This is a genomic window from Nocardioides sp. (assembly GCF_050246775.1).
In the GTDB taxonomy this organism is placed as follows: Bacteria; Actinomycetota; Actinomycetes; order Propionibacteriales; family Nocardioidaceae; genus Nocardioides.
The window spans coordinates 39,596-61,796 of record NZ_JBFWVK010000002.1; the positions used below are offsets into that span (position 1 = coordinate 39,596).

The 22,201-nt window shown below is 67.8% G+C and carries 23 protein-coding genes; 20 read left to right on the forward strand and 3 right to left on the reverse strand.

What is annotated here, in order from left to right; all coding sequences use genetic code 11:
- The 11 genes from AB7I40_RS10035 to AB7I40_RS10085 all read left to right on the forward strand — a co-directional run bounded on the left by AB7I40_RS10035 (position 1) and on the right by AB7I40_RS10085 (position 10,563).
- Complete coding sequence (locus AB7I40_RS10035; protein ID WP_428347896.1) at positions 1 to 420, forward strand: TadE/TadG family type IV pilus assembly protein; 420 nt, start codon at positions 1 to 3, stop codon at positions 418 to 420.
- Positions 417 to 842 (forward strand): TadE/TadG family type IV pilus assembly protein, encoded by a 426-nt coding sequence (locus AB7I40_RS10040; RefSeq protein WP_428347897.1) that lies wholly within the window; start codon positions 417 to 419, stop codon positions 840 to 842. The genes AB7I40_RS10035 and AB7I40_RS10040 overlap by 4 nt, the downstream gene beginning before the upstream one ends.
- Positions 839 to 3,943: a LysM peptidoglycan-binding domain-containing protein gene (locus AB7I40_RS10045; protein WP_428347953.1), complete on the forward strand. Its 3,105-nt coding sequence runs from the start codon at positions 839 to 841 to the stop codon at positions 3,941 to 3,943. The genes AB7I40_RS10040 and AB7I40_RS10045 overlap by 4 nt, the downstream gene beginning before the upstream one ends.
- A 660-nt stretch (positions 3,944 to 4,603) precedes the next feature.
- Complete coding sequence (locus AB7I40_RS10050) at positions 4,604 to 5,521, forward strand: bifunctional DNA primase/polymerase (protein WP_428347954.1); 918 nt, start codon at positions 4,604 to 4,606, stop codon at positions 5,519 to 5,521.
- Entirely contained in the window at positions 5,518 to 5,892 is a 375-nt protein-coding gene (locus tag AB7I40_RS10055; RefSeq protein WP_428346073.1) for a hypothetical protein, read from the forward strand. The genes AB7I40_RS10050 and AB7I40_RS10055 overlap by 4 nt, the downstream gene beginning before the upstream one ends.
- Positions 5,889 to 6,743: a hypothetical protein gene (locus tag AB7I40_RS10060; protein WP_428346074.1), complete on the forward strand. Its 855-nt coding sequence runs from the start codon at positions 5,889 to 5,891 to the stop codon at positions 6,741 to 6,743. Before AB7I40_RS10055 ends, AB7I40_RS10060 begins: the two co-directional genes overlap by 4 nt.
- The gene (locus tag AB7I40_RS10065) at positions 6,736 to 7,725 is read left to right on the forward strand and encodes a ParB/RepB/Spo0J family partition protein (RefSeq protein ID WP_428346075.1); all 990 of its coding nucleotides are present in this window, start codon (positions 6,736 to 6,738) and stop codon (positions 7,723 to 7,725) included. The genes AB7I40_RS10060 and AB7I40_RS10065 overlap by 8 nt, the downstream gene beginning before the upstream one ends.
- A gap of 25 nt (positions 7,726 to 7,750) precedes the next feature.
- The gene (locus AB7I40_RS10070) at positions 7,751 to 8,434 is read left to right on the forward strand and encodes a hypothetical protein (protein WP_428346076.1); all 684 of its coding nucleotides are present in this window, start codon (positions 7,751 to 7,753) and stop codon (positions 8,432 to 8,434) included.
- A 3-nt stretch (positions 8,435 to 8,437) separates the two neighbouring features.
- Positions 8,438 to 9,523 (forward strand): M23 family metallopeptidase, encoded by a 1,086-nt coding sequence (locus tag AB7I40_RS10075; protein ID WP_428346077.1) that lies wholly within the window; start codon positions 8,438 to 8,440, stop codon positions 9,521 to 9,523.
- Between the two features lie 12 nt (positions 9,524 to 9,535).
- Positions 9,536 to 9,826, forward strand: a complete 291-nt coding sequence (locus tag AB7I40_RS10080) for a DUF6112 family protein (protein ID WP_428346078.1) — start codon at positions 9,536 to 9,538, stop codon at positions 9,824 to 9,826.
- Positions 9,823 to 10,563 (forward strand): DUF6349 family protein, encoded by a 741-nt coding sequence (locus tag AB7I40_RS10085; RefSeq protein WP_428346079.1) that lies wholly within the window; start codon positions 9,823 to 9,825, stop codon positions 10,561 to 10,563. The genes AB7I40_RS10080 and AB7I40_RS10085 overlap by 4 nt, the downstream gene beginning before the upstream one ends.
- Positions 10,564 to 10,593: 30 nt before the next feature.
- Here the strand turns inward: AB7I40_RS10085 and AB7I40_RS10090 are convergent, their stop codons facing one another.
- Complete coding sequence (locus AB7I40_RS10090; protein WP_428346080.1) at positions 10,594 to 11,877, reverse strand: hypothetical protein; 1,284 nt, start codon at positions 11,875 to 11,877, stop codon at positions 10,594 to 10,596.
- A gap of 91 nt (positions 11,878 to 11,968) precedes the next feature.
- Between AB7I40_RS10090 and AB7I40_RS10095 the strand changes: the two genes are divergently transcribed.
- From AB7I40_RS10095 to AB7I40_RS10105, 3 genes are read left to right on the forward strand one after another with little or no spacing between them, the layout of a single operon-like run.
- On the forward strand, positions 11,969 to 12,286 hold the full coding sequence (locus AB7I40_RS10095; protein ID WP_428346081.1) for a DUF6112 family protein: 318 nt from the start codon (positions 11,969 to 11,971) through the stop codon (positions 12,284 to 12,286).
- Positions 12,287 to 12,314: 28 nt separating this feature from the next.
- Positions 12,315 to 13,631: a conjugal transfer protein TrbL gene (locus AB7I40_RS10100; protein WP_428346082.1), complete on the forward strand. Its 1,317-nt coding sequence runs from the start codon at positions 12,315 to 12,317 to the stop codon at positions 13,629 to 13,631.
- A 3-nt stretch (positions 13,632 to 13,634) separates the two neighbouring features.
- Positions 13,635 to 15,098 (forward strand): SCO6880 family protein, encoded by a 1,464-nt coding sequence (locus tag AB7I40_RS10105; protein ID WP_428346083.1) that lies wholly within the window; start codon positions 13,635 to 13,637, stop codon positions 15,096 to 15,098.
- Between the two features lie 45 nt (positions 15,099 to 15,143).
- On the opposite strand, the gene AB7I40_RS10110 is transcribed toward AB7I40_RS10105, so the two are convergent.
- Complete coding sequence (locus tag AB7I40_RS10110) at positions 15,144 to 15,632, reverse strand: MGMT family protein (RefSeq protein ID WP_428346084.1); 489 nt, start codon at positions 15,630 to 15,632, stop codon at positions 15,144 to 15,146.
- A gap of 117 nt (positions 15,633 to 15,749) precedes the next feature.
- On the opposite strand from AB7I40_RS10110, the gene AB7I40_RS10115 reads away from it, so the two are divergent.
- Positions 15,750 to 16,151, forward strand: a complete 402-nt coding sequence (locus AB7I40_RS10115; RefSeq protein WP_428346085.1) for a hypothetical protein — start codon at positions 15,750 to 15,752, stop codon at positions 16,149 to 16,151.
- Positions 16,148 to 17,638, forward strand: coding sequence for an ATP-binding protein (locus AB7I40_RS10120; protein WP_428346086.1), 1,491 nt, complete (start codon positions 16,148 to 16,150; stop codon positions 17,636 to 17,638). The genes AB7I40_RS10115 and AB7I40_RS10120 overlap by 4 nt, the downstream gene beginning before the upstream one ends.
- Before the next feature lie 46 nt (positions 17,639 to 17,684).
- On the opposite strand, the gene AB7I40_RS10125 is transcribed toward AB7I40_RS10120, so the two are convergent.
- A complete protein-coding gene (locus AB7I40_RS10125) occupies positions 17,685 to 17,897 on the reverse strand; it encodes a hypothetical protein (protein WP_428346087.1) in 213 nt (70 codons plus the stop codon).
- Positions 17,898 to 17,941: 44 nt separating this feature from the next.
- Between AB7I40_RS10125 and AB7I40_RS10130 the strand changes: the two genes are divergently transcribed.
- The 4 genes from AB7I40_RS10130 (at position 17,942) to AB7I40_RS10145 (ending at position 22,197) form a co-directional block, all read left to right on the forward strand.
- Entirely contained in the window at positions 17,942 to 18,211 is a 270-nt protein-coding gene (locus AB7I40_RS10130; protein WP_428346088.1) for a hypothetical protein, read from the forward strand.
- 53 nt (positions 18,212 to 18,264) lie between these two features.
- Positions 18,265 to 18,981, forward strand: coding sequence for an ArdC-like ssDNA-binding domain-containing protein (locus tag AB7I40_RS10135; RefSeq protein ID WP_428346089.1), 717 nt, complete (start codon positions 18,265 to 18,267; stop codon positions 18,979 to 18,981).
- Between the two features lie 112 nt (positions 18,982 to 19,093).
- The gene (locus tag AB7I40_RS10140; RefSeq protein ID WP_428346090.1) at positions 19,094 to 20,242 is read left to right on the forward strand and encodes a tyrosine-type recombinase/integrase; all 1,149 of its coding nucleotides are present in this window, start codon (positions 19,094 to 19,096) and stop codon (positions 20,240 to 20,242) included.
- Complete coding sequence (locus AB7I40_RS10145) at positions 20,239 to 22,197, forward strand: hypothetical protein (protein WP_428346091.1); 1,959 nt, start codon at positions 20,239 to 20,241, stop codon at positions 22,195 to 22,197. Before AB7I40_RS10140 ends, AB7I40_RS10145 begins: the two co-directional genes overlap by 4 nt.
- The last annotated feature ends 4 nt before the right edge of the window (positions 22,198 to 22,201 follow it).

Genomic DNA, 22,201 nt, shown 5'->3' on the forward strand with positions numbered 1-22,201 from the left:
GTGAGGGACGAGCGCGGCTCGGCGGCGGTCGAGGCCGCTGTCGGCGTGCCCGCCTTCGTGCTGTTCGTCGGGCTCATCATCTTCGGTGGCCGCACCGCCACCACCCACTCGGCCGTCGAGTCCGCCGCCGCCGACGCCGCCCGCTCCGCCTCGATCGCACGTACGGCGGCCGCGGCCAAGTCCGACGCCAAGACCGCAGCAGAGTCGAGCCTCGCCAACCAGGACATCCGCTGCCTGAGCGTCACCGTGACCGTCGACGTCTCCGACTTCGCCAAGAGCGTCGGGCAGGCCGGCTCGGTCTCCGCCACCGTGGAATGCCTTCTCGACCTGGGCGACCTGTCCGTGCCCGGAGTCCCAGGGAGTCGCCTGATCAAGGCCACCAGCACCTCGCCGTTGGACACCTTCAGGGAGCGCGGATGAAGCGACGTACTCGCGACGAACGCGGCTCCATCAGCATCTGGCTGGCGGTGTCGAGCTTCGTGATGATGATCCTCGTCGGGCTGGCGGTCGACCTCGGTGGACAGGTCCACGCCAAGCAGCGGGCCCACAACGTCGCCGCCGAAGCCGCCAGGACGGGCGGCGAACAGGTTCAGGCCGCTCCTGCGATCCAAGGGCAGTACGTCGCGGTCGACGCAGTCGCAGCCCGCAACGCCGCCGAGGACTATCTCTCCGCCTCCGGCGTCACCGGCACCGTGACCATCACCGGCGGCGACACCATCGCGGTGAACGTGACCGACACCTACAGCCCGAAGTTCCTGGGCTTCATCGGCATCGGCGACCTCACCGTCACCAGCCATGCCTCAGCACGACTGATCCGCAGCCTCGGAGGGAGCGAACAATGAACCAGCCCACTCTCGCCCAGCGACTCCAGGGACTCGCGGCCACCCTGCTCATCCTGCTGCTCGTCGCCGGAGTTCCGTTCCTCCTCATCGCCATCGGTGCCGCCCCGTGGCAGGCAGACCTGGAGGAGCTGCGGACCCTGCTGACCAGCCCCGACGACGGCACGCTCGCGATGGGCGTCATCGCTGCCGTCGCCTGGATCGCGTGGGCGTTCGTCGCCGTCTCGGTGCTGCTCGAAGTGATCTCGCAGGTACGGGGGCTGCCGACACCGTCGCTGCCTGGTCTCGGCGCTCCCCAGCGTGCGGTCGGACAGCTCGTCGCGGTGGCGGCGCTCTTGTTCGTTGCAGCGCCGACCGTCGTCGCAGCGTTCCCAGCTCCACCCGCCCACGCCGCTGCGGCCGCGCCCGTCCTCGAAGCTCCTCGACTCGCGGTCGAAACGACTGCGCCCGTCCTGCTCGAAGCTGCGCCCCTCCTTGCTGCCGAGGCACCGACTAAGCAGCAGTCGACCATCGACTACACGGTCAAGCGCGGCGACAGTCTGTGGAAGATCGCGGAGCGCTTGCTCGGCGATGGCACGCGGTTCACCGAGATCGTCGAGCTGAACAAGGACGTGCTCAACGGTCGGCCCGACTTCATCGTCTCGGGCACTTTGCTGAAGGTGCCGAACGAGGTCACCGAGGTCGACGGCGATCGCCAGGCCGAGGAGTACGTCGTGCAGCCCGGCGACACGTTGTCGGAGATCGCCGAGGACAAGCTCGGCGACCCGATGCGCTACCCGGAGCTCTTCGAGGCGTCGCGGGACACCGTGCAGCCCGACGGGGCCACGTTGACCGATCCCGATCTGATCCGGCCAGGCTGGGAGATCACCATCCCCGGGCAGGCCAAGCACAGGGCCGAGGTGCCCGAGGAACCTCCCGCCGAGGTGGTGCCGCCTGTCGAGGATGAACCTCCGGTCGAGACGCCCTCCGTCGAGCCGACGCCAGAGCCCACGGCCGCCGCCGAACCAGAGGCGGAGCCTGAGGTTGCTGCCGTTGACGATGCCGACGATGTGGAGTCGTCAGCCCCCGGCTGGCTGCTTCCGGGTCTGACCGGGGCGGGCGCGATCCTCGCTGGGCTGGTCCTGCTCGCCGTACGCGCCCACCGCAACACCCAGCTCCGCTACCGTCGGCCCGGCCAGACCATCGCCGCTCCGCCCGAGGAACTGCGCGCGGTCGAGAAGACAGCGTTCGTGTCCGGTGCGCCGCTCACGGCGACCATCGAGGACCTCGACCGGGTGCTGTTGCACCTGGCCGGCGAATGCGCCGACGCAGGACGGGCGCTGCCCCACGTCGTCACCGCCACCCTCGCCAAAGACACGGTGGCCCTGCACCTTGCCGAGGATTCCGACCTGCCGGGGCCGTGGACGGGCGCAGGCTCCGAGTGGTCCCTCACGCTCGGTGAAGCCCTGGTCGAGCGCGCCGACGTGCTCCCGCCGTACCCGTTGCTCGTCACCGTCGGCCAAGACGACGGCGGCCTCCACCTGGTGAACCTGGAGCACCTCGGTGTCGTGACGCTCGCAGGTGATCCAGAGCGAGCCAAAGCACTCGCTCGGCACATCGCGGCCGAGCTGGCGCTCAACCCGTGGTCGACCATCGTCGAGGTGAACGTCATCGGAGTCGGCGAAGAACTTGCCCCGCTCGACACGCTCCGACTGCGCCACCACACCGACGGCGAGCAGACCGTGCCCGGCTTCGTGCGTGACGTGACGACCTCGCTGGAGCACGGCTGGGGGGACCCCGACCCGTATCGGGCCGTCATCACCGCCAGCGACGGGACAGCCGACCTTGCGCCCCTCCTTGCCGCGCCCTCCTCACGAGTCGGCACGGCGCTGGTGTCGCTGGCTGCGCCGATCGCGGAGTCGACCGTGTTCCAGGTCGACCACGCCGGGCGGCTGACGGCGCCCGTCCTCGGACTCGACCTCCAAGCCGCCGGCCTGACCAGCGAGGAAGCGAAGGCGTGCGCAGCCATCGTCGACCTGACCCGCGAGAGCGAGCCGGTGAAGGTCCCGCCCTTCGAGCAGGTCGCCGACGGCTGGCGTGCCCTCGCCGACCAAGCCGGGGGGCTCCGCGAAGAGCTGACTCACATCCGCGAGGAAGGACCCGCAGGCGACGGCTCGCTGCTTCCCGGGGCCGCCGAGGAGTACGTTGAGGCAGCCGCGACCACCTTCGAGGACGTCGAGAGCCTGGCTCCCGTCGTCCCTGAGCCGGTACGCCGCACCGTCGAGGAGGCCGACCCCACACTCGATGAGGACGTGGCCGACTGGTTCAACTCGGACAGCGAGCGCCCCCGTCTGACCCTGTTGGGCGCCGTCAACGCCGAAGCCTTCGGCATCGTCAAGCCGATCATCCTGAAGCGACGCCCGTACATCGTCGAGATCCTCGCGTACTTGGCATTGCACCCCAAAGGCGCGACCGCCAGTGAGATCTCCGACAACTTCGGCATCGCCGCGTCACGGGCACGCACGGACGTCAGCGCGCTGCGCGACTGGCTCGGGACGAACCCTCGGACGAAGACTCCCTATCTTCCAGCCGCGAATGAGTCGCCGGTGTACCACGAGTCCGGTGTGAAGACCTACCAAGTCCTCGACGTGCTGGTTGACCTCGACCTGTTCCGACGGCTGCGTGCTCGCGGTGAGGGTCGCGGCGCGGAGGGCATCGAGGATCTGAAGACGGCCATGTCGCTCGTCCAGGGGATGCCGTTCAGCCTGTTGCGCGCGAAGGGCTGGAGTTGGTTGCTCGACACCGAACGCGTCCACGAGACGGTCGGCTGCGCCATCGTCGACACCGCACACATCCTCGTGGTCGATGCGCTCGCCAAGGGCGACGTCGACTACGCCCGTGAGGTCGCCGAGACCGCATGCGAGGCGGCGCCCTACGACGACATCTGCCGCCTCGATCTCGTCAAGGTCGCTGCCATTGAAGGCCACGGCGAGGCCGTCGACAAGATGCTCAACGACGACGTGTTCAACCGCACCGACGACTACCTCCCGCCCATCGACCCGCCCCAGAGGACAAGCGACATCGCGCGCAAGGAGGGGTGGGGCAGCAACCGCCGTCCGAATTAGCTGGCGACCGTGGCTACGGCCGGGTCGGCTTTCGGAGTGGAACAAGCGAGCGTCCGGAACGCTGCTGCTCGTAGTGACCCGCACACAAGCCTTTGGCGTACTGGGTGTTCTCGCACCCGAGGTAGTCGCACGGGAGGTCCTTCGTCATGGCCGACGGCTTGGCCTTGACCGACAGCGGGGTGAGGTCCTTCCCCAGTCGGCGCTGCCTGTTGTGTCCCGCACAAAGACCGCGCGCGAAAGCCTCTCGCCCGCACTCTGGGAAGGTGCAGACACCCCGACCTGCTCCCTTGGGGCGCTTGGCTTGGAGAGGTGCGAGCGGCTTCCCGCGGACGAGCTGCTGGTAGTGACCGCTGCACAGCCCTTGGGACTTACCGCCCTTCTCGCCAAGCGGTCGGTCACATCCCTCGAACGTGCACACGCTGACAAGCGTAACTGCTCTTGGGGGGACGATATGGACGATTCGACCACGGGAGCCCCCTGCCGATCCTGGGCGCGCAACCCCTCCCGGAAACATTCTCAACTCGTGGAGGGGCGCGTCCGAATTTGCGTGTGACCTGCGGAAACTCCGACTGAACCTTTGCGCCCGTCCTGCGCCCGCCCTCGGAGGGGCGCTCTCTGGAGGGGCGATTTTTGGTGCGCAGGCTGAGGACTGTCGAGTGCATGAACCAGTTGCACCAACGGCGAGCCGCGACGGTCCGGTGGACTCCGCGGCTCCTCAACAGCATCGTCACAGCACCGGATCTCGCGACGGCGGCGGGACACCTGGGAGCCAGCGGCATTCCGGTCTTCCCATGCGTCCCCGGCGGCAAGCGCCCGCTGACCGCCCACGGCTTCCAAGACGCCAGCGCCGAAGCCGACGTCATCAGCTTCTGGTGGCGTCGCCAGCCCGACGCCAACATCGGCGTCCCGACGGGAGCGGCCAGCGGCATCGACGTGGTCGACGTTGACGTCCACAAGACCGGCTCCGGCTTCGCCGCCTTCGAGCACGCCCGAAGGGCTGGCTTCGTCGAGGGCTGGGCCTGGCTGGTCCGCACCCCGTCGGGCGGCCTGCACGCCTACTTCCTACGCACGTCCGAACGCGAGCAACGCTCATGGCAGGTACCGAGCAAGCACATCGACTTCCGGGGTGACGGCGGCTACATCATCATCCCGCCATCCCAGGTCACCGGCGAGGACGGCGTCAGCCGCAGTTACCAGCAGATAGCGGTCGCCGAGCACCACAACCCGTGGCCGGTCGACGCGAACGGGCTGCGCGGCTTCCTCGACCCACCCCGGCCGATGCGGCCTCCGACCGACATCCCGGCCGTCGGCGCTCGACCGGACAAGCTCGCCGCCTGGGTGGCTTCCCGCCCGGAGGGTGGCCGCAATGGTGGCCTGTTCTGGGCGGCCTGCCGGATGGCCGAGGAGGGCCACGACCTGAGCACCACGACCTCGCTGCTCGGCGAAGCGGCGTACGCCGCTGGCCTGCCCGAGCGGGAGGCGATGGCGACGATCCGGTCGGCGTACCGGATCGCGACGCGCCTGGGTCCGGCGAACGAGCCGCGCCCTACGCAGGCGGTTGAGGCGGTGGGACTGTGAACACTCCAGACCCCTACGAGCGCCGCCTCGACCGCACCCTCCCTGAACCTGCTCCGCCACCCGAAGCTGAGAAGGCCATCGATGCTCTAGCCGTGCATCGCGACCCCTCCGTGCCCACGGCCGGAGTCACGCAGGAGACCGAACGCTCCCAGCCCAGTGTCGCCTGGGTCCGGCCGAGCGAGATGCCGACCCTGCTCGGATCGAAGTTCGTACGCCGCGGAATCGACCTCCAGTCCGAGCTGACCCGCCGCGCACGTCGTACCCCAGGCGCCGCCGTCTCCAAGGCGTCGCGCCGTATCACTCGCACCTCGATCGCTCGATCTGAGACGGCAAGCCCGAGCATCACCGACCAGGAAGGACTCGGGCTATGAACCAACCCGCCTTCGCAACCGCCGAGGGGCTGCGGCTCCTCCTGCTCGACCTCGCCTACGCCGGACGGCGCGCGTGGCAGACCAGCCCGGAAGCCGCCGAGCTGATGACCTACACGATGGAGAAGTACGCCGGGCTCGCCCACAAGTACGGCATGGAGCCGACCGACGCCGCTGCCGCCGCCTTCGAGGTGATGCGAATGCGCTCCACCCGCGTGGCCGACGACCCGTGGGCCGTCGTGACTCACGCGGTCGAGCTGACGCTGATCTACGAGTCGCGTGCCGAGGGTCTGCTCTGCTCGACCGGACAAGCACGAAAGACGGCCGGCCTCGAATACCACGACGCCGAGCGGTTCGCCGATCGCGACTCCGAAATCGCCGACTACCACCCGGCGTTCCACTTCTTCGCGAAGATGGCCGACCCGTACGCGACGAAGCCGAACGAGCCCGAGGACGAGCCGACCAATGCCTTCTTCGCGCTCGCTGAGGCGGTGAAGTTCTTCGAGGAGCTGCGCTGGCCCGAACGGGACGCCCGACTCGGCCTGGAGTACATCACCGCACGCCTCGACCGCTGCGGCGACCCGAGGACCGCGTACATCTCCCTGCGCCGCGACGGCAACGGCCCCGGGTGGCTCGACGTCGACCAACAGGGCTGGCTCACGATGTTGCGAGTGGTGCTGGGCGATCCGCGCGTCGACTACCAGGGCACCGACCGCGCCCGCGGAGTCCTGCTGAGGCTCTGCTCTGGCGAGAACCTGGACGACCTCTTCGCCGATGACGCCCTGGCGGAAGCAGTCGAGTCGATCGCCCCCGTTCATCCGGTTGCCAAGCAGGTCGGTGAGAGTCATGTCTGATCGCGGGCACATCGAACTCGAACGCAGTATCGCCTCGATCGTCGTCGGCGAACGTCACCGCCGCGACCCCGGCGACCTGACCCCGCTCATGGACTCCTTGAAGCGCGTCGGCCTGCTCCAGCCCGTCACGATCACGCCCGACGGCTACCTGATCTGTGGCTACCGACGCCTCGAAGCCGCCAAAAAGCTCGGGTGGAACACCTTGCGGGTGTGGGTGAGGTCCGGGATCAGCGACGAGCTGACCCGGCTCCTGGCGGAACGCGACGAGAACGTCACCCACAAGCCACTGTCGACGATGGAGGCGACGGCGCTCTACAAGGAGATGAAGGTCCTGCTCCAAGAGGACGCGGAGCGTCGGATGAAGGCCAACCAGTTCGGGCACGACAGCGACAAAACTGCAGGTCAGACCGGCCCCGCCGAATCGGCGGGGCCGGAGCTTGCCGGTCTCGGGGACGCCCGTCGACGCGCCGCGGAGATGGTGACCGGGAAGGCGTCGTACAACCGGCTGGAGCAGATCCTGGAAATGGAGCGGGTCGCCGCCGACCGCGACCTCCCGAAGGACCTACGGAAGGTCGCCGAAGACGAGCTGGCACTCATCCGCAACGGTGGTCCCGTTGACCCTGGCTACCAGCGTGTGAGGGCAGCAAAGCGCCTCTACGAACTGATGAAGCCCGGCGATGCTCCCCTCGACGAGCACCTGGACGACGCCGTCAAGGACGAGCATGAGGACCGCCTCCGTCGCGCCCGGGAGAACCGTGCACGCCGCCAGGCAGAAGCGGCCAACAGGAAGCGCTCGACCCGCTCCTTCAACCTCAAGTGGGCCGAGATGGACGGCTGGTCGAAGAAGTACGACGTCGAGCAGATCGCCCGCGAGATCAAGCCCGACGACTGGGCGCTGTTCCTGCGCGTGATCGACGAGACCAAAGCATTCGCCGAAGCAGTCTCCCTCGCGAAGGAGTCGGGCGGCACACCTGAGTCGTGACCACCCGACTCTCGAAGGCAAGCCGATGCTCTATCCGACCACTCCCGACGACCTCCGCCGACGCCGCCTCATCGTCGCCGGCATCGCAGCCGCACTGTTGCTGATCGCGTTCGTGACGTACGCCCTCCTGGTCCACCGGACACACTCGCCGAGCACCAACGCACAGATCGACACCGCGCAGGACACTGTCGAGCTGACGCCGGTCGAGACGAAGCCTGTGATCACCGAACTCCCGGCGCTCCGCCCGACCTCGGATCCCGAGACCTTCGCTCAGCAGGTAGCGGAGGCAATGTTCGCCTGGGACACCGCCACGCTCCTGACCCGCACCGATCACATCGAGCAGCTCGTCGCGGTCGCCGATCCGACCGGCGAGTCGACCCCCGGTCTGGTCGCCGACCTCGACAACTACCTGCCCACCCAGGGCGCCTGGGTTGAGCTGGCGAAATACGAGACCCGCCAGTGGCTCACGGTCGACTCGGTGAACATGCCGACCAAGTGGGCCGAAGCCCAAATCCAGGCCGGTAACGAGCTGCTACCGGGAACGACCGCCCTCACGATCCACGGCACTCGGCACCGCGCCGGGATCTGGGAAGGCGACCCGGTCGCCTCTCAACACGACGTCGCGTTCACAATCTTCCTCGTCTGCGGCCCCTCGTACCCCGAGTGCCACCTGCTCCGGCTGTCGATGCTCGACAAGCCCTTGGACTGAGCAATGGGCAAGGTCGCCGCCCTCGGACTGGTCACACTGCTATTCGCGCCTGCCAGCCTCCTACTCGGGCTCGGGGCGTTGCTTAGCCCAGCTGCCCAAGCGCACAGCGGGTGCCTCATCGCGCCATCGACCTCGTCGGTCTCGACCGTCGCGGGGACGCTGCCCGAGACGGCGCGGGTGGTCTTCCCGCTCCCGGCCGGCACATGGGTCCGGACCAGCGGCTTCGGAATGCGCGTTCACCCGATCACCGGAGTACGCAAGCTGCACACCGGCGTCGACTTCGCCGCTCCCACCGGTACGCACATCCTTGCCGCAGCCGACGGTCGCGTGACCTTCGCTGGGCCTGCCACCGGATACGGCCACCTCATCCTGATCGAGCACACCGTCGACGGGAAGCGAGTCGCGACCGGATACGCGCACATGTACGCCGACGGCATCCACGTCAAAGTCGGTGACACGGTGACGGCTGGGCAGTACGTCGCTGACGTCGGCAGCGACGGCTACTCCACCGGCTCGCACCTGCACTTCGAGGTGCGCCCCGGTGGTGCCGACGCCGCACCCGTGGACCCGGAGCCTTGGTTGGCCTCCAACGGAGCAGCCGACGTGGCGGGTGGCTCAGCCGCGGGTGACGCAGGGTGCAGCGACGAAGGCCCAGCATCGCCGTACAACGGCACCAATCCCGATGGTCTGGTGGACGACCCGACCTCGGATGGCCAGATCACCAAGCGGACCGCGCACATCCTCGCCGAGGTCCAGAAGAACTTCCCCGACTCCCATTGGGCGTGCTGGTCGCCGCGACCGGGGACCAAGTCGGAGCACCCGCTCGGCCGGGCCTGCGACGGCACCTTCGGGAACTCGATCGGCACCGCCGCGACCGGACACGCGCTCGACTACGGCTGGAAGATCACCAACTGGCTCAAGGACAACGCCAAGTCACTCGGCGTCGAGTACCTCATCTGGCAAGGCCGCATCTGGTCGGTTGCACGAGCCGCCGAGGGCTGGCGCCCGTACGACGGCGGAGGGATGCACAATCCGGCCGACGTAACCGGCGGCCACTTCGATCACGTGCACTGGACAGCTCGGGCATAGCACCTGACCACCATGAAGACCTTGCCCTCCTTGCTCCCTCTCGTCGGCCCTGACTTCGGTGCCGTCGGTGGATCCAGCCAACTTCGGGCGATCGTCGGCGCCCTGCTGACCTATGGCCTGATCGTGTCCGTGCTGATGGTGATCATCTGCGCGGCGACGTGGGCGATCGGCTCCGCGAACGGGAGCTGGCAAACGGCCAGCAAGGGTAAGACCGGCCTCTTCGTCGCGCTCGGCGGCGCGGTCCTCACCGGTGGCGCGCTCGCGTGGGCCAACTGGCTGCTAGACGTGGGAGCGACGTTGTGAACGACAAGCAGCTCGCCTTCGATATCGAGGGGATGCTCCACGACGCGGCGGTCGAGGCCGCGCCCGAGTGGAGAGGCGCTCCGCTGCACTTCACCACGGCCTACTATCCGCCAGCCGAGCTCGATGCCGCCTTCGAGCACTGGCAGTTCCTCCACGCCCACGACAAGGCCCACGTCAACAGCCGGATGTGGCACCGCTCGATCACCGTCCCCGAGAGAGCCCGGGTCACCGGGCACGGATTCGTCCTCTACACAGCCGACCTCCGCTGCGAGCCTTGGAAGCACACCGAGAAGCACGGAGACTGCACCTGCCTGGGCGAACTGATGTACCAGGCGATTTGCGAGCCGTGCGGGTGGAACGGAATCACAGACAGTGAGAACGACGCGGTCGAGATGTGGCACGACCACGCGCTACCCGGTTGGCGCGAGCTGCCGATCGTGCCGTCGCGGCTGCGGATGATGGACAAGGACGGCTTGTCGAAGGCCGCGCGCCAATGGATCTCCGAGCACTACCCGAAGTCCATGCAAGTGCCTGGCGCCCCGATCATCACCGAGCGCCGCCCGTATGGCACACGGCACGTCCCCGGCCGCTCGCCGTGGGGCGGCTACGACCTCTCGCACACCGCCGTCGACCCGGACCGAGTTGTCGAGGGTGCGAAGTGCCTTCGTCACCCGCACGACCTCCGGCCGGAGCTCACCCGCAGCGCCGCGCATTCCGCCATCGGGCTCGTCGACTGAGCATCTCGGGTTGTGCCCGAGCGGCCCGCTCTACGCTCTGTAGTCCTTCTCGCTTGCCGCTCGGGCCGTCACGATGCTCGCGACTGTCAAGGCAGCGGCTCCTGCTCCGTACAGCGTCTTCGTTCCGGCCTCTTTGGCGGCCACCTTGAGCTGCTGAGGGTTCGCCAGGGCGGACCGCCAACGGGTCGAAGACACGAGCTCGCGATCGGTCTCGATGCCCAACGGGCCGTGGAACGCGATCACGGAGTCACCGATCTGGTTGCTCGACTGCACGATGGCCCGGACGCTGCGGGAGTGGAGCAGGACTTCGAGGTCGGCATCACTGGCCGCCTGGTCGAGCCTTCGAACCAACCCAACCGTCGTTTGGGTAATGCGCTCGCGCAGTCCGTCCCGCGACTCATTCAGTACAAGGCGGTGTCCATCGAGATCCTGGGGTGCCACCTCTCGGACATGGTCGAGTTCGAGAACGGCGGCCTCCTCGTGTAACTGGAAGCACCGCGCGAGCACCGACAGCCAGACGTCCACTTCGCTTGCGATCTCGGGCGCGAGCTTCGCAAGCGCCCGAACCTTCGCGGCCGAGCCGGCCTTTGACGCCAGCGCGTCGAGCGCTCGGATGGCGTTCGACTCGATCTCCGCGATGTCGGCGGTCAGATGCTGCACCTTCGACCACGACGGCGCAGATACGTGTCCTGTCTTCTCGCGGATGCTCATGGCTTCGCCGATTGCGAACGAGACTCCATCCAACTTCGCGAGAACAGCATCCCGCTGACCCCGTCGCAGGTCGTCGAGCTTCCCGTCAATGGCGGTGAGGAGTTCCGTGAGTTCACGGACCTCCTGCTTCCGCTCCATCTGGGCCATCGCCCCTGCGGCATTCGAGAGGAGGGATCCAAGGCCACCGAGGGTCTGCGGGTTGGTGACGTTGGAAGCGATCGGGCCGGTCTCTGTCGCAAGCCACTTGCTGATGTCGCCGCGCTTCCCGGCCATCAACCAACGCACACCCGGCGTCTTCGTGTCCATGAAGCCATGCTCATCGACGGCCTCCGCTGACTCTTTCGTCAACTTCACCCAACGACCCGAGCTTGCTGCCGCGTCGGCCACCGCGTCTGCCGCGTCTGCACCGAACATGAGCAGCGGACGAAGCCAACTCAGGTCCAGGCGCGCCGAATCCTCCCAAAGACCCGCTCGACGGAGGTACTGCTCAACGGCGCTGGGTTCACCGATGACCGCGAGGCTATCTCCGTCTCTGATCACGACGTGCTCGCCGCCTTCGGCAGCAACCAGCCCGCTGTCCTCCGATGCCCGTTCCTCGTCCACACCGACATTGTTCCGCACACCTCCGACATTCACGGAGGACCTGTGAGAACACCTGAGCGAGTGAACCCATCCACTCACCCAGGAGGACACCGTGATCCATCTCGGTCTACCCACCACGGTTGTGTCGCTGTTGCCGCAGGACATCAACATCGGCCCGAACTCCAACGGCCTGCCCGGCATCGGCCAGCTCAAGAACATCGTCGGAGCGTCGATGACCGTCGGGCTCATTCTCGCCGTACTCGCCCTCATCATCTCCGCGATCGTGTGGGCGCTCGGCGCGAACTCGTCCAACCCCCACCTGGCGGGCCGCGGCAAGTTCGGCGTCCTCGTCGGCCTCGGCGCCGCGATCATCACCGGCGCGTCCGTCGCGCTCGTCAACTTCTTCTGGAACGTCGGCCAGCAGGTCTGAGCTGCACCGAGTTGAGAGGAGTACGACGATGGTCGACGTCTGCGACGTACCTGTTATCTCTGGAGTCTGCGACGTCGCGGGCGACGCAGCCGGAGCCCTGGTGTCGGCGCCGTTCGACTGGCTGGCTCAGGGCATGGGGCACGCGGCGGGCTGGATGTTCGAGGCGGTGTGGAAGGTCTTCGACTCGACCACGATGGTCGACGTCACCAGCAGCCAGCACACGAAGGTCTACAACATCCTCTTCGGCGTCGCCGTCTTCGTCATGCTCGGATTCTTCATGCTCCAAGTGATCGGCGGCATGATCCGCCGCGAACCCGCCGCGCTGTCGCGGGCAGCGCTCGGGCTGGCGAAGTCCATCCTCGGCTCCTTCGTCGCGCTCGCCCTATTGGCGACGGCATTGGAGGTCACCGACCAGCTCTGCATCGGCATCGTCAAGGCTGCTGGGACCAACATGGAGCAGATGGGCGACCGCATCGCCCTGCTGACCACGGGCCTGGTCGGGATGAACCTCGCCGCTCCCGGTGCGGGCGCGATCCTGACCATCTTCATCGCCGGCCTCGCCATCGGCGCGGCGGGCATCGTGTGGATCAGCCTGCTGGTCCGCAAGGCGCTGCTGCTGATCGCGATCGTGTTCGCCCCGATCGCGCTGGCCGGGTCGAGCTGGGACCACACTCGCGGCTGGGTGAGCAAGTGGGCGTCGTTCGTGATCGCGCTGATCGTCTCGAAGGTCGTCCTGGTGGTGATCTTCCTCCTCGCCACCGCGCAGGTCTCCGCGCCCATCGACGGCGACATCCAGTCGGTCTCCGAACCGATTGCTGGTGTCGTGCTGATGCTGATGGCCGGGTTCGCGCCGTACATGACCTACAAGGCGATCAACTTCATGGGCTTCGACATGTACCACGCGATGTCGGCCGAACAGGAAGGCAAGTCGGCGCTCAACCGGCCCATGCCGATCCCGATGAACCGCGCGCCGAGTTCCCAGCCGAGCAAGGTGCTCGACGGCGGGTCGAGCGGCGCCGGTGGGAGCGGATCGGGTGGCTCTGGCGGTTCACCGGCACCGGCCGCTCCCGCCAAGGGCACCGGTCCGTCGACCGGCACCGCCGGCGCATCCTCCGGTGGCGGAGGCGCTGCCGCCGGTGGTGCGGCAGCGGGAGGCGTCGCGGCCGGCGTTGTCGTGGCCAAGGAAGCCGCCACCGCTGGCGTCCGCACTGGAAGAGCCGTGGGTGGCGCCACATCCCAGCAGACAGACGCGGCACAGAAGACACCTGTAGCACCGGACGGCGCGCCGCTGTCGCCTCACGTCGCGGACTCGATTCCTGCCCAGGCCAACAGCAAGAAGGTCTGAACAATGAGCAACCAAGCGGCTATCCACGACTACGAGCTCGCGCCGGTGAAGTTCTCCCGCCTCACCCGACGTGGCCTGCTCCTCGGCCTATCCGGATCCCAACTCGTCGTCGTCGGATTCGGAGCGATCGTCCTGGTTTTCGCGCTCTACTTCGGCGGCGGGCCGTCGCTGCTGTACGTCGTCCCGATTCTTCTGCTCTGCGCGGCCCTCGCGTTCGTTGGCGTCGGTGGTCGCAAGATCGTCGAGTGGCTCCCCGTCGTGACCAAGTGGCTGTGGCGCTCGACTGGCGGGCAACTGCTGTTCCGTCGCCACATCGTCAGGCCGCGCCCTGCGGGCACGCTGTCGTTGCCGGGTGACGCGGCCCGATTGCGCCAGTGGCTTGATCCCGAGTCGGGTGCAGTGATGGTCCACGACCCGCATGCCGCAACGCTCACCGCCATCATCGGCGTCACACATCCCGCGTTCATCCTGCTCGACCCACTCGAACAGCAACGCCGAGTCACGAGTTGGGGCCGCGCGCTCGCCACCGCCTGCCGCTCGGGACGCATCGCCTCGTTGCAGGTGATGGAGCGGACCCTGCCCGACTCCGGCAAAGGCCTGGCCGAGTGGTGGTCACAGCACGGTCGGCACGACGACTCGTGGACATCCTCGACGTACGGCGAACTCATCAACCGAGCCGGACCGGCCGGTGAGCGTCACGCCAGCACCGTCTCGATCTCCCTCGACATGAAGGCAGCAGGCCGAGCGATCCGAGCTGCTGGTGGCGGCAATCGTGGCGCCGCAGCGGTGCTGAGGCAGGAGATGTCGACCATGACCGCTGCCCTGAGGGCCGCCGACCTCGCCCCGTCGGGGTGGCTGGAGCCGGGCGACCTCGCGGTCATCCTGCGCTCGGCGTACGACCCCGTCGTGGCAGGTGCCTTGGAGCGTCACGGCGACCTCGGCCGCGACCTCGCCACCGCCGGTCCGGTCGCTGTCACCGAGAACTGGTCGAGCGTGCGCTCCGACTCCGCGCATCACTGCGTGCTCTGGATCAGCGAATGGCCGCGGTCCCTCGTCTACCCGGGCTTCCTAGCCCCGGTCCTGCTGTCGTCGGGCGTACGCCGCACCTTCACCCTGCTCTACACCCCGATGCGCACCGACCAGGCCGCGCGCGACATCCGCAAGAAGAAGACCGAGTACATCTCCGACGCCGCCCAACGCCAACGCATCGGCCAGATCGAGGACGCCCAGCAGTCGGCTGAGTACAGCGACGTCCTCCAGCAGGAAGCCGACCTGACCGCCGGCCACGGCATCCTCCGTACCACGGGCCTCATCGCCGTCAGCGCCCAAGATCTCGAAGAGCTCGAACGCGCGGTCGCTGACATCGAGCAGGCCGCGATCCAAGCGTCGTGCGAGACTCGGAGGTTGTGGGGGCAACAGGCCCAGGCGTTCAGCGCAGCCGCGCTACCGCTGTGTCGTCAGGTGTAGTGGCGGCCGCCTCGGGCCTTGCCGCGAGTGACATAAGTCGGCGCCCTACGCGGTGCAGTCGCGGCAGGTGTACTGCACCGTGTCGTGTCGCCAGCAGGGCTCAGCGGCGCGCACGGTGGCACGGCTTGTCCTCGCTCGATCAAACGGGACATGCGGTGCTATGCCGTCGGGAATGGGCATGCGGCGCACTCGCCCCATCTCGACGCGGCGGTTGACGCCTTCGCCGATCAGCGGCACGCCTTCATCGGCGAGTCGGTCGAGCGCCCAGTTGACCCACTGCGCCCGGGGACCGGCGAGTTGCGAAGCGTCGAGCAACGACCCGTCGGAGCGCACCACGCGCCACCAAGGCAACGGGTCGAGCGACGTGCCTCCGTTGGGGCGGTGACCCAGAATCGTCGACACCGTGCGCGCGTGAGTGGTCGGACGTCCGACGAGCTGCGCGAGGTCGGCGTAGGTGATGACCATGCCCTCGGGGATGCTCGCGCAAGCGTCGTAGACAGCCTCGGCCTCGCTGCTCGTGTGGTTGCTACTCATCCGGTGATCTCCTTCGGGCCCGTCCAGAGAATAGGCGGCGGAACCGACAATCGTGTGGCCTCGGCAGCGGGCTGACCCGCACACCTCCTTCTCGACCAGATCGAGAAGGAGGCTCTGATGCCCACGTTCGAGAACCCGGCGGCTGACGCAGACGAAGTCCAGACCGCGCTGCGCGCTCTGGCGCACGCGACGCGTTCCATCGATGACCCGCGCGAGATCTATTCGGTGCTCGGGTCGCTCACGTCGGCGGTTGCGTCGCTGAGCCAGTCGCTGCACCAGATCGCGGCGTTCCACGACGGACGTCAGAAGCAGACGGAGTGGACACCGATGGACTCGCCGAAAGCTCGCTCGGCGGCGTACCGAGTGTCGTGGGATCTCCACCGAGCCGGCGAGATGGTGCGCCAGGTCGGCGAAGTCATCGCCAACGCCCACGAGGCGGAAGCGATCCTTGCCTACCACCGCGAGTTTCCTGAGCCACCCGTGTCACGCACCTCCGCAGACCACGGGCTGTCACTGTGAGCGGCAGGGACGAAGGGCGTCTGCACAGTACGGTCCTCGTCGCCCCTCGACGTGAGCGTCGCCGTGACCGGCGGGCACGCAAAGCCGCTGCGAAGTCGTTGCTCGCTGAGGACCGTGACTCCCGCAAGGCCGCCGCGAAAGCGAAGGCAGAGGAGCTGGCGGCCGAGCGGCGCGCGACCGTCGTATTGCCCAAGGCCGGCGAAACCGGTCCCGCCGCACTGCGCACTCCTGGTCGCTTGCGATTGCCACGCCATCAGGACACCTCGGCCACCCTGGCGGGCGCCTATCCATTCCTTGCCGAGGGTGGTCTCGGGAGCGACGGAGTGTTCGTCGGCCAGGATCTCTACTCCGGGTCCTCGTTCGTCTACGACCCGTGGGTGCTCTACGCCCGGGGGCTGATCACTGCACCGAATCTGGTGCTCGCCGGGATCGTCGGGTCAGGTAAGTCGGCGTTGGCGAAGAGCCTCTACACCCGCTCGATCCCGTTCGGTCGCCGTGTCTACGTCCCTGGCGACCCGAAGGGCGAGCACACCGCTGTTGCCGAGGCGGTCGGCGGGAAGGCCATCCTGCTCGGGCACGGCATGGCGAACCGGCTCAACCCACTCGACGAGGGCCACCGACCCACCGGGCTCGACGACCTCCAGTGGGCAGCTCAGGTGACTGCACGGCGGCGCGAACTGGTCGGCGCTCTCGCGGAGACGGTGCTTGACCGGCGACTCACGCCGCTGGAGCACACCGCGATCGACGTTGCACTTGCTGACACTGTGCGGTCCTCTGACGTGCCGGTGCTGCCGATGGTGGTCGACCGGCTGCTTGCGCCCGACCAAGCGACAGACTCCGACGGTCGACTGGCCGAGGACGGGCGGCTGGCTGGTCACGCGCTGCGGCGTCTCGTCGCCGGTGACCTGGCCGGACTCTTCGACGGGCCGTCCACGGTGCGGTTCGACCCCCAGTTGCCGATGATCTCGCTCGACCTGTCCCGGGTCACGGAGAACGCAACGCTCATCTCCGTGCTGATGACGTGCGCATCGGCGTGGATGGAGTCCGCCCTGCTCGACCCCAATGGCGGGCAACGCTGGGTGGTCTACGACGAAGCGTGGAGACTCATGTCCCACCCCGCACTGCTGCGACGAATGGATGCTCACTGGCGGCTGGCGCGGCACTACGGCATCGCGAACATGCTGATCTTCCACAAGCTCTCCGACCTCGACAACGTCGGCGACCAAGGCTCTGCCATGCGCGCCCTGGCCTTGTCGTTGCTGGCGAACGCCGAGACCCGGGTGGTCTACCGGCAGGAGTCAGACCAACTCGGCTCCACGGCTGCCGCTCTGGGGCTGACCGGCACGGAGCAGTCGCTCCTGCCGACCCTGGGCACGGGCCAGGGTCTGTGGCGGATCAAGCACAGGTCATTCGTCGTACAGCACCAGCTCCACCCAGCCGAGCTGGAACTCTTCGATACGTCTGCGCGAGCGTCTGCCAGGAACTAGCATCCCGGTGACCCCGTCGGCGACCCGAGACGCAGGCGGGGTCTCTCTATGCGTGCCGGGCGACCTGGTTGTTCCGAAGACCGTTGGCGTCGTCGTAGTCCCACAACGCCCACTCGAACCCGGCGTCGTAGGCGCTGTCGCGGTCGCGTCGGGTTTCAAGGAGCAGGCGGGCAGCCGAGGATGAGCCGGTGCTCAGACACGCGGTGCGACCGTCGCGGTAGCCGTCGTCGTACCGCCTGACGCCATCACGCTGACCCATTCCCTAAGTCGAACATATGTTCGAGGATAGGTCAAGATTGAGGCGTGTCCTCGAACCCGCCGAAGAACGACGCGTGGCCCCAGCCCAAGCGCTGGCGCCACTGCTGGGTGCGGTTCGGCCACGGCAACTACCCGCCGCCCGCTCCCGGTCTGGTCCTGGACTGGCGCCGCGAGTCGGGCCGTTGGACCGCATGGGTGGTGTGGGTCGACAACACCGGTCTCAAGGAGCGGGTGTGCCAAGGCTGGCTTCCGGTCGCGGTCCTGCGGCCGGCCAGGAGCGACATCAACGTCTGGAACGACGGCCCCTGGCGGTAGCAGGACCTGCTCGCACACCTGTCCTTCGACAACGACTGTCAGGAGGAACGGGAATGCGAGTACAAGCCCGAGACCTCGCGGTCCGCGAGGCGAAGCTCGAAGCACTTCAGAAGAAGCTCACCGAGTCCGTCGGCGCGCTCGTCACCGGGGAGGACTGGAAGCGTGCCCTGGAGTTCGCCGCGAAGTTCCGCGGTCGCAGCTTTGGGAACACGATGCTGATTGCGGTTCAGCACTACGCCGCGTTCCAGCAAGGTCGCGTGCCCGAGCCGATGCCCACCTACGTCGCCGGCTTCAAGCAGTGGCTCAGTCTGAACCGCTCGGTGATGAAGGGCCAGTCCGGGTACGCCATCCTCGCCCCTGTCACTGCCCGGTTCGCCTCCTCGAACCCATCCGACCTGGACTCGTGGCGACGCCTCGCTCATGGCGAGAAGCCCGGCTTCGGCGAGGCCGTGCGATCCAAGCTCGTCGGCCTCAAGCCCGCGCACGTCTGGGACATCTCCCAGACCGACGGCCAGCCGATTCCGGAGCCACCTGCCCCGGCCCTCCTGCAAGGTCAGGCGCCCGAGGGGCTGTGGGAGGGCCTGGCGGATCAGATCACTGCGCACGGCTTCGAGCTACGGCTGGTCTCCAACGCGAAGTCGATCGGCGGGGCGAACGGCTTGACCGACTACATGACCCGTGAGGTGTCGGTGCGGATGGACATGGACGACGCAGCCCAGGTCAAGACACTCGCCCACGACCTATTGACCGCACCAACTGGAGCGTCCTGAGTCGTCCCCAGGCGACACGTGAACGACGACTCGCCGGTCGATGTCGATCTCCACCGTTCCCGAGGCTTTGCGTGCTGCCGTCGTCGCCACGGACGAGCGGAAGGACATTGGGATGGAGCGAGAAGTGACGGCATTGGTCGTCCCGGCCATCGGCGCCGTGGCCAGCATCGAGGCGGCACCGGGCACGGTGCTGCTCGATGCCACGGGCGAGCCGGTCGAGGAGGCCAGCGAGTTCTTCGCCACGATGCTGGCGTGTGGAGCGAGCTTCAGCTCACTGCGCTCCTACGGCCTGGCGCTGCTGCGCTGGTGGCGGTTCCTGGCCGCGGTCGACGTGTGCTGGCAGCGCGCGACTCGGGTCGAAGTACGCGACTTCGTGTTGTGGATGCGGTTGGTCGGTCCCGCGGAGCGGCAGGGTGGGTACGCACCGGCGACCATCAACCACGCCCTCGCGGTCATCAAGATGTTCTACGCCGACCGGATCACCGCCGGCGACGGGCCGCTGATCAACCCGGTCCCCGACGCGGACCACCGAGCCGGACGAAGGTCGCAACCGCACCACAATCCGATGCAGCCGTTCGCGCCGGGATCGCGGGCACCTTTCCGTCAGAAGATGCCCGAGCGGATCCCACGGCACCTGCCCGACCGGCTCTTCGACGAGCTGTTCGCAACGCTGCGCTCGGACCGGGACCGGGCACTGTTGGCGTTCTACGTCTCGACCGGCGCCCGCGCCTCGGAGCTGCTCGGCGTCACCGTGGACCTCGTGAACGTCGGTGACCAGCGCATCGGGGTCCACCGGAAGGGCTCGGGTCGGCTGCAGTGGCTCCCAGCCTCGGCGGACGCGTTCGTGTGGCTTCGGCTCTACGAGCAGCAGACACGACGCCCGGACGGCGAGCAGGCGTTGTGGCTGACTCGGCGCCGTCCGGTGCGCCCGCTGACCTACTCCGCGGCCAGGCGGATGCTGCAGCGCGCCAACGAGTCGCTGGGCACCGCCTGGACGTTGCACGACCTGCGACACACCGCCGCGCAACGGATGGTCGATGACCCGAAGATGTCGCTGAGCGACGTGCAGTGGGTGCTCGGCCACGCCCACATCACCACCACCCAGATCTACCTGCGTCCACGGGAGGAAGAAGTCGTCAGCCGCGTGCTGGCCCATCACCGCGACCGTGCAGAACGGCCGACCACGCCATCGCTACCGGTGGACACGGCCGGCTACTCGGCCGAGGTGCTGGCGGTGCTGTTCGGCGGGCCGCGGACATGAGCGACCACGTCGACGCGGTCGCGCATCTGCAGAGGGCCGCGCGACCCTCGCGCCACGCTCCCGCCAACAACGGCGCCCTACGCCCCAAGGCACCGACCCCGACGCTGCCGACACCAGCGATCGCCCGACCGACCGTGTGGGCTGCGTCCCAGATGAGCTATCAGGAGGTGCTCGACGCGGTCCGCGCCCTGGAACTCGCGAACGGCACCACCTCGCCAAAGCAGGTCCGCAGCCAGGTGCTGTTCGCGGAAACCCTACTTGGGTGGCTGCTGAGGTTCCCCGGGGAGTCGTGGCAGCAACGTTGGCAAGCCTCAGGAGCTAACGCGGCCGGCAACGAGTGGACCACGCTGGCAGCCGTGCCCGACAAGCACGGTCACCTCGTCGCTGCAGCGGGCAGGCTCCTGCTGCTGGACGTGATTCGTCCCGACTACTCCTGGCTCTACGCCACCCACGCCACACCCAGGCTCTACGAGCGACTCCGGGCGCTGCGTGATCCCGCGGGATTCGCCACCATCGAGCGCCTATGCGACACGGACACGCGGATGCTGCCGAGCGACCGCCGCCAAGCCTTGAACCAGCTCACCCGGATTGTGGTCCACAACGGCGGCACGTTGGCCGACATCACGTTGCCGGACTGCATCGAGGCTCACCGGGCACAAGACGGCTACCGCGGACGCTCCCAACCCCGCTGGTACACACTGCTCCGGGAAGCCGCGATCCTGCCGGCCGAGAGCCCGCCAACCATCTTCGCTGCGTCCCGGCGAGGGCAGCTGACTATCGAGGAGATGGTCGACCGCTACGACGTCGTCTGCCGCCCGATCAGGGATCTGTTCGTCGCCTACCTTTACGAACGCCGTCCCGCCATGGACTACAACTCCATCCGCTACCTGGCGGCCAAGCTCGTGCTGTTGTTCTGGCGCGACCTGGAGATCCACGAGCCCGGCATCGACTCCCTGCACCTGTCCGACGAGGCTTCTCGCCGGTGGAAGACGAGGCTCAGCGGCCCGGTGCTGTATGGCAGCAATCGCGTTGGTAAGAAGCGCGAGGACCCCTACACGATCCTCATGGCCGTCCGTGCCTTCTACGCCGACCTGTCCCACTGGGCGCTGGAGGACCCCAGCCGGTGGGCGGCCTGGGCGGCACCCTCGCCGGTCGACTCCAGGGACCTGGCAGGAATGACCAAGATGCTCAAGCAGTCGCGGTCACGCACGCACCAGCGCATCCGGGAACTGGCGCCGTTGCTTCCGCGGCTCGTCGACGCAGCCAGCGACAGTCGAGCCGCGGCCAGGGCCCTGCTCGATTCCGCCGCCGGAGCTCCGCCTGGCGAGTCGTTCATCCACGCCGGGCAGACGCTACGACGGACGACCCTGAGCGACGACGGGAGCGGCGGCAGGAAGGTCAGTCGTGGGCATGTGTACGTCGATACTCCGGTGCGCAATGGCACGAGCGACCGGCCGCAGGACAACCGGAGAAACCTGAGCCTTGAGTCCGACCGGGCGTTCTGGGCGTGGGCACTGGTCGAGGTTCTGCGTCACACCGGAGCACGGATCGAGGAGGTTCTCGAGATCACCCACCGCTCCTTCGTGTCCTATCGGCTCCCGTCGACTGGTGAGGTGATCCCGATGCTGCAGATCACTCCGTCCAAGACCGACAAGGAACGGCTCTTGGTCATCGGCCCCGAGCTCGCGGTGGCGTTCGCCGAGATCATCTCCCATGTCCGCGGCGAGAACGAACGGTTGCCGCTGGTCAGCCGCTACGACAGCGCCGAACGCGTCCACAGCTCGGAGCTTCCGTTCCTGTTCCAGCGGCCGTGGGGCACAGGCAGGATCGCGATCAACTCCACCTACGCCGTCAAGCTGCTCGACGAGCTGGTCACCACCGCGAAGATCACCAATAGCGACGGCACACCGGCCAAGTTCAGCCCGCATGACTTTCGGAGGATTCTCTCTGCTTAGTCGT

Excerpts from the sequence above, each read along its gene's own strand:
- AB7I40_RS10070 (WP_428346076.1), top strand. The coding sequence starts at position 7,751 with ATGCTCTATCCGACCACTCCCGACGACCTCCGCCGACGCCGCCTCATC.
- AB7I40_RS10040 (WP_428347897.1), top strand. The coding sequence starts at position 417 with ATGAAGCGACGTACTCGCGACGAACGCGGCTCCATCAGCATCTGGCTG.
- AB7I40_RS10075 (WP_428346077.1), top strand. The coding sequence starts at position 8,438 with ATGGGCAAGGTCGCCGCCCTCGGACTGGTCACACTGCTATTCGCGCCT.
- AB7I40_RS10060 (WP_428346074.1), top strand. The coding sequence starts at position 5,889 with ATGAACCAACCCGCCTTCGCAACCGCCGAGGGGCTGCGGCTCCTCCTG.
- AB7I40_RS10115 (WP_428346085.1), top strand. The coding sequence starts at position 15,750 with ATGCCCACGTTCGAGAACCCGGCGGCTGACGCAGACGAAGTCCAGACC.
- AB7I40_RS10100 (WP_428346082.1), top strand. The coding sequence starts at position 12,315 with ATGGTCGACGTCTGCGACGTACCTGTTATCTCTGGAGTCTGCGACGTC.
- AB7I40_RS10105 (WP_428346083.1), top strand. The coding sequence starts at position 13,635 with ATGAGCAACCAAGCGGCTATCCACGACTACGAGCTCGCGCCGGTGAAG.
- AB7I40_RS10125 (WP_428346087.1), bottom strand. The coding sequence starts at position 17,897 with ATGGGTCAGCGTGATGGCGTCAGGCGGTACGACGACGGCTACCGCGAC.
- AB7I40_RS10050 (WP_428347954.1), top strand. The coding sequence starts at position 4,604 with ATGAACCAGTTGCACCAACGGCGAGCCGCGACGGTCCGGTGGACTCCG.
- AB7I40_RS10065 (WP_428346075.1), top strand. The coding sequence starts at position 6,736 with ATGTCTGATCGCGGGCACATCGAACTCGAACGCAGTATCGCCTCGATC.
- AB7I40_RS10080 (WP_428346078.1), top strand. The coding sequence starts at position 9,536 with ATGAAGACCTTGCCCTCCTTGCTCCCTCTCGTCGGCCCTGACTTCGGT.
- AB7I40_RS10045 (WP_428347953.1), top strand. The coding sequence starts at position 839 with ATGAACCAGCCCACTCTCGCCCAGCGACTCCAGGGACTCGCGGCCACC.
- AB7I40_RS10140 (WP_428346090.1), top strand. The coding sequence starts at position 19,094 with ATGGAGCGAGAAGTGACGGCATTGGTCGTCCCGGCCATCGGCGCCGTG.
- AB7I40_RS10145 (WP_428346091.1), top strand. The coding sequence starts at position 20,239 with ATGAGCGACCACGTCGACGCGGTCGCGCATCTGCAGAGGGCCGCGCGA.
- AB7I40_RS10135 (WP_428346089.1), top strand. The coding sequence starts at position 18,265 with ATGCGAGTACAAGCCCGAGACCTCGCGGTCCGCGAGGCGAAGCTCGAA.
- AB7I40_RS10110 (WP_428346084.1), bottom strand. The coding sequence starts at position 15,632 with ATGAGTAGCAACCACACGAGCAGCGAGGCCGAGGCTGTCTACGACGCT.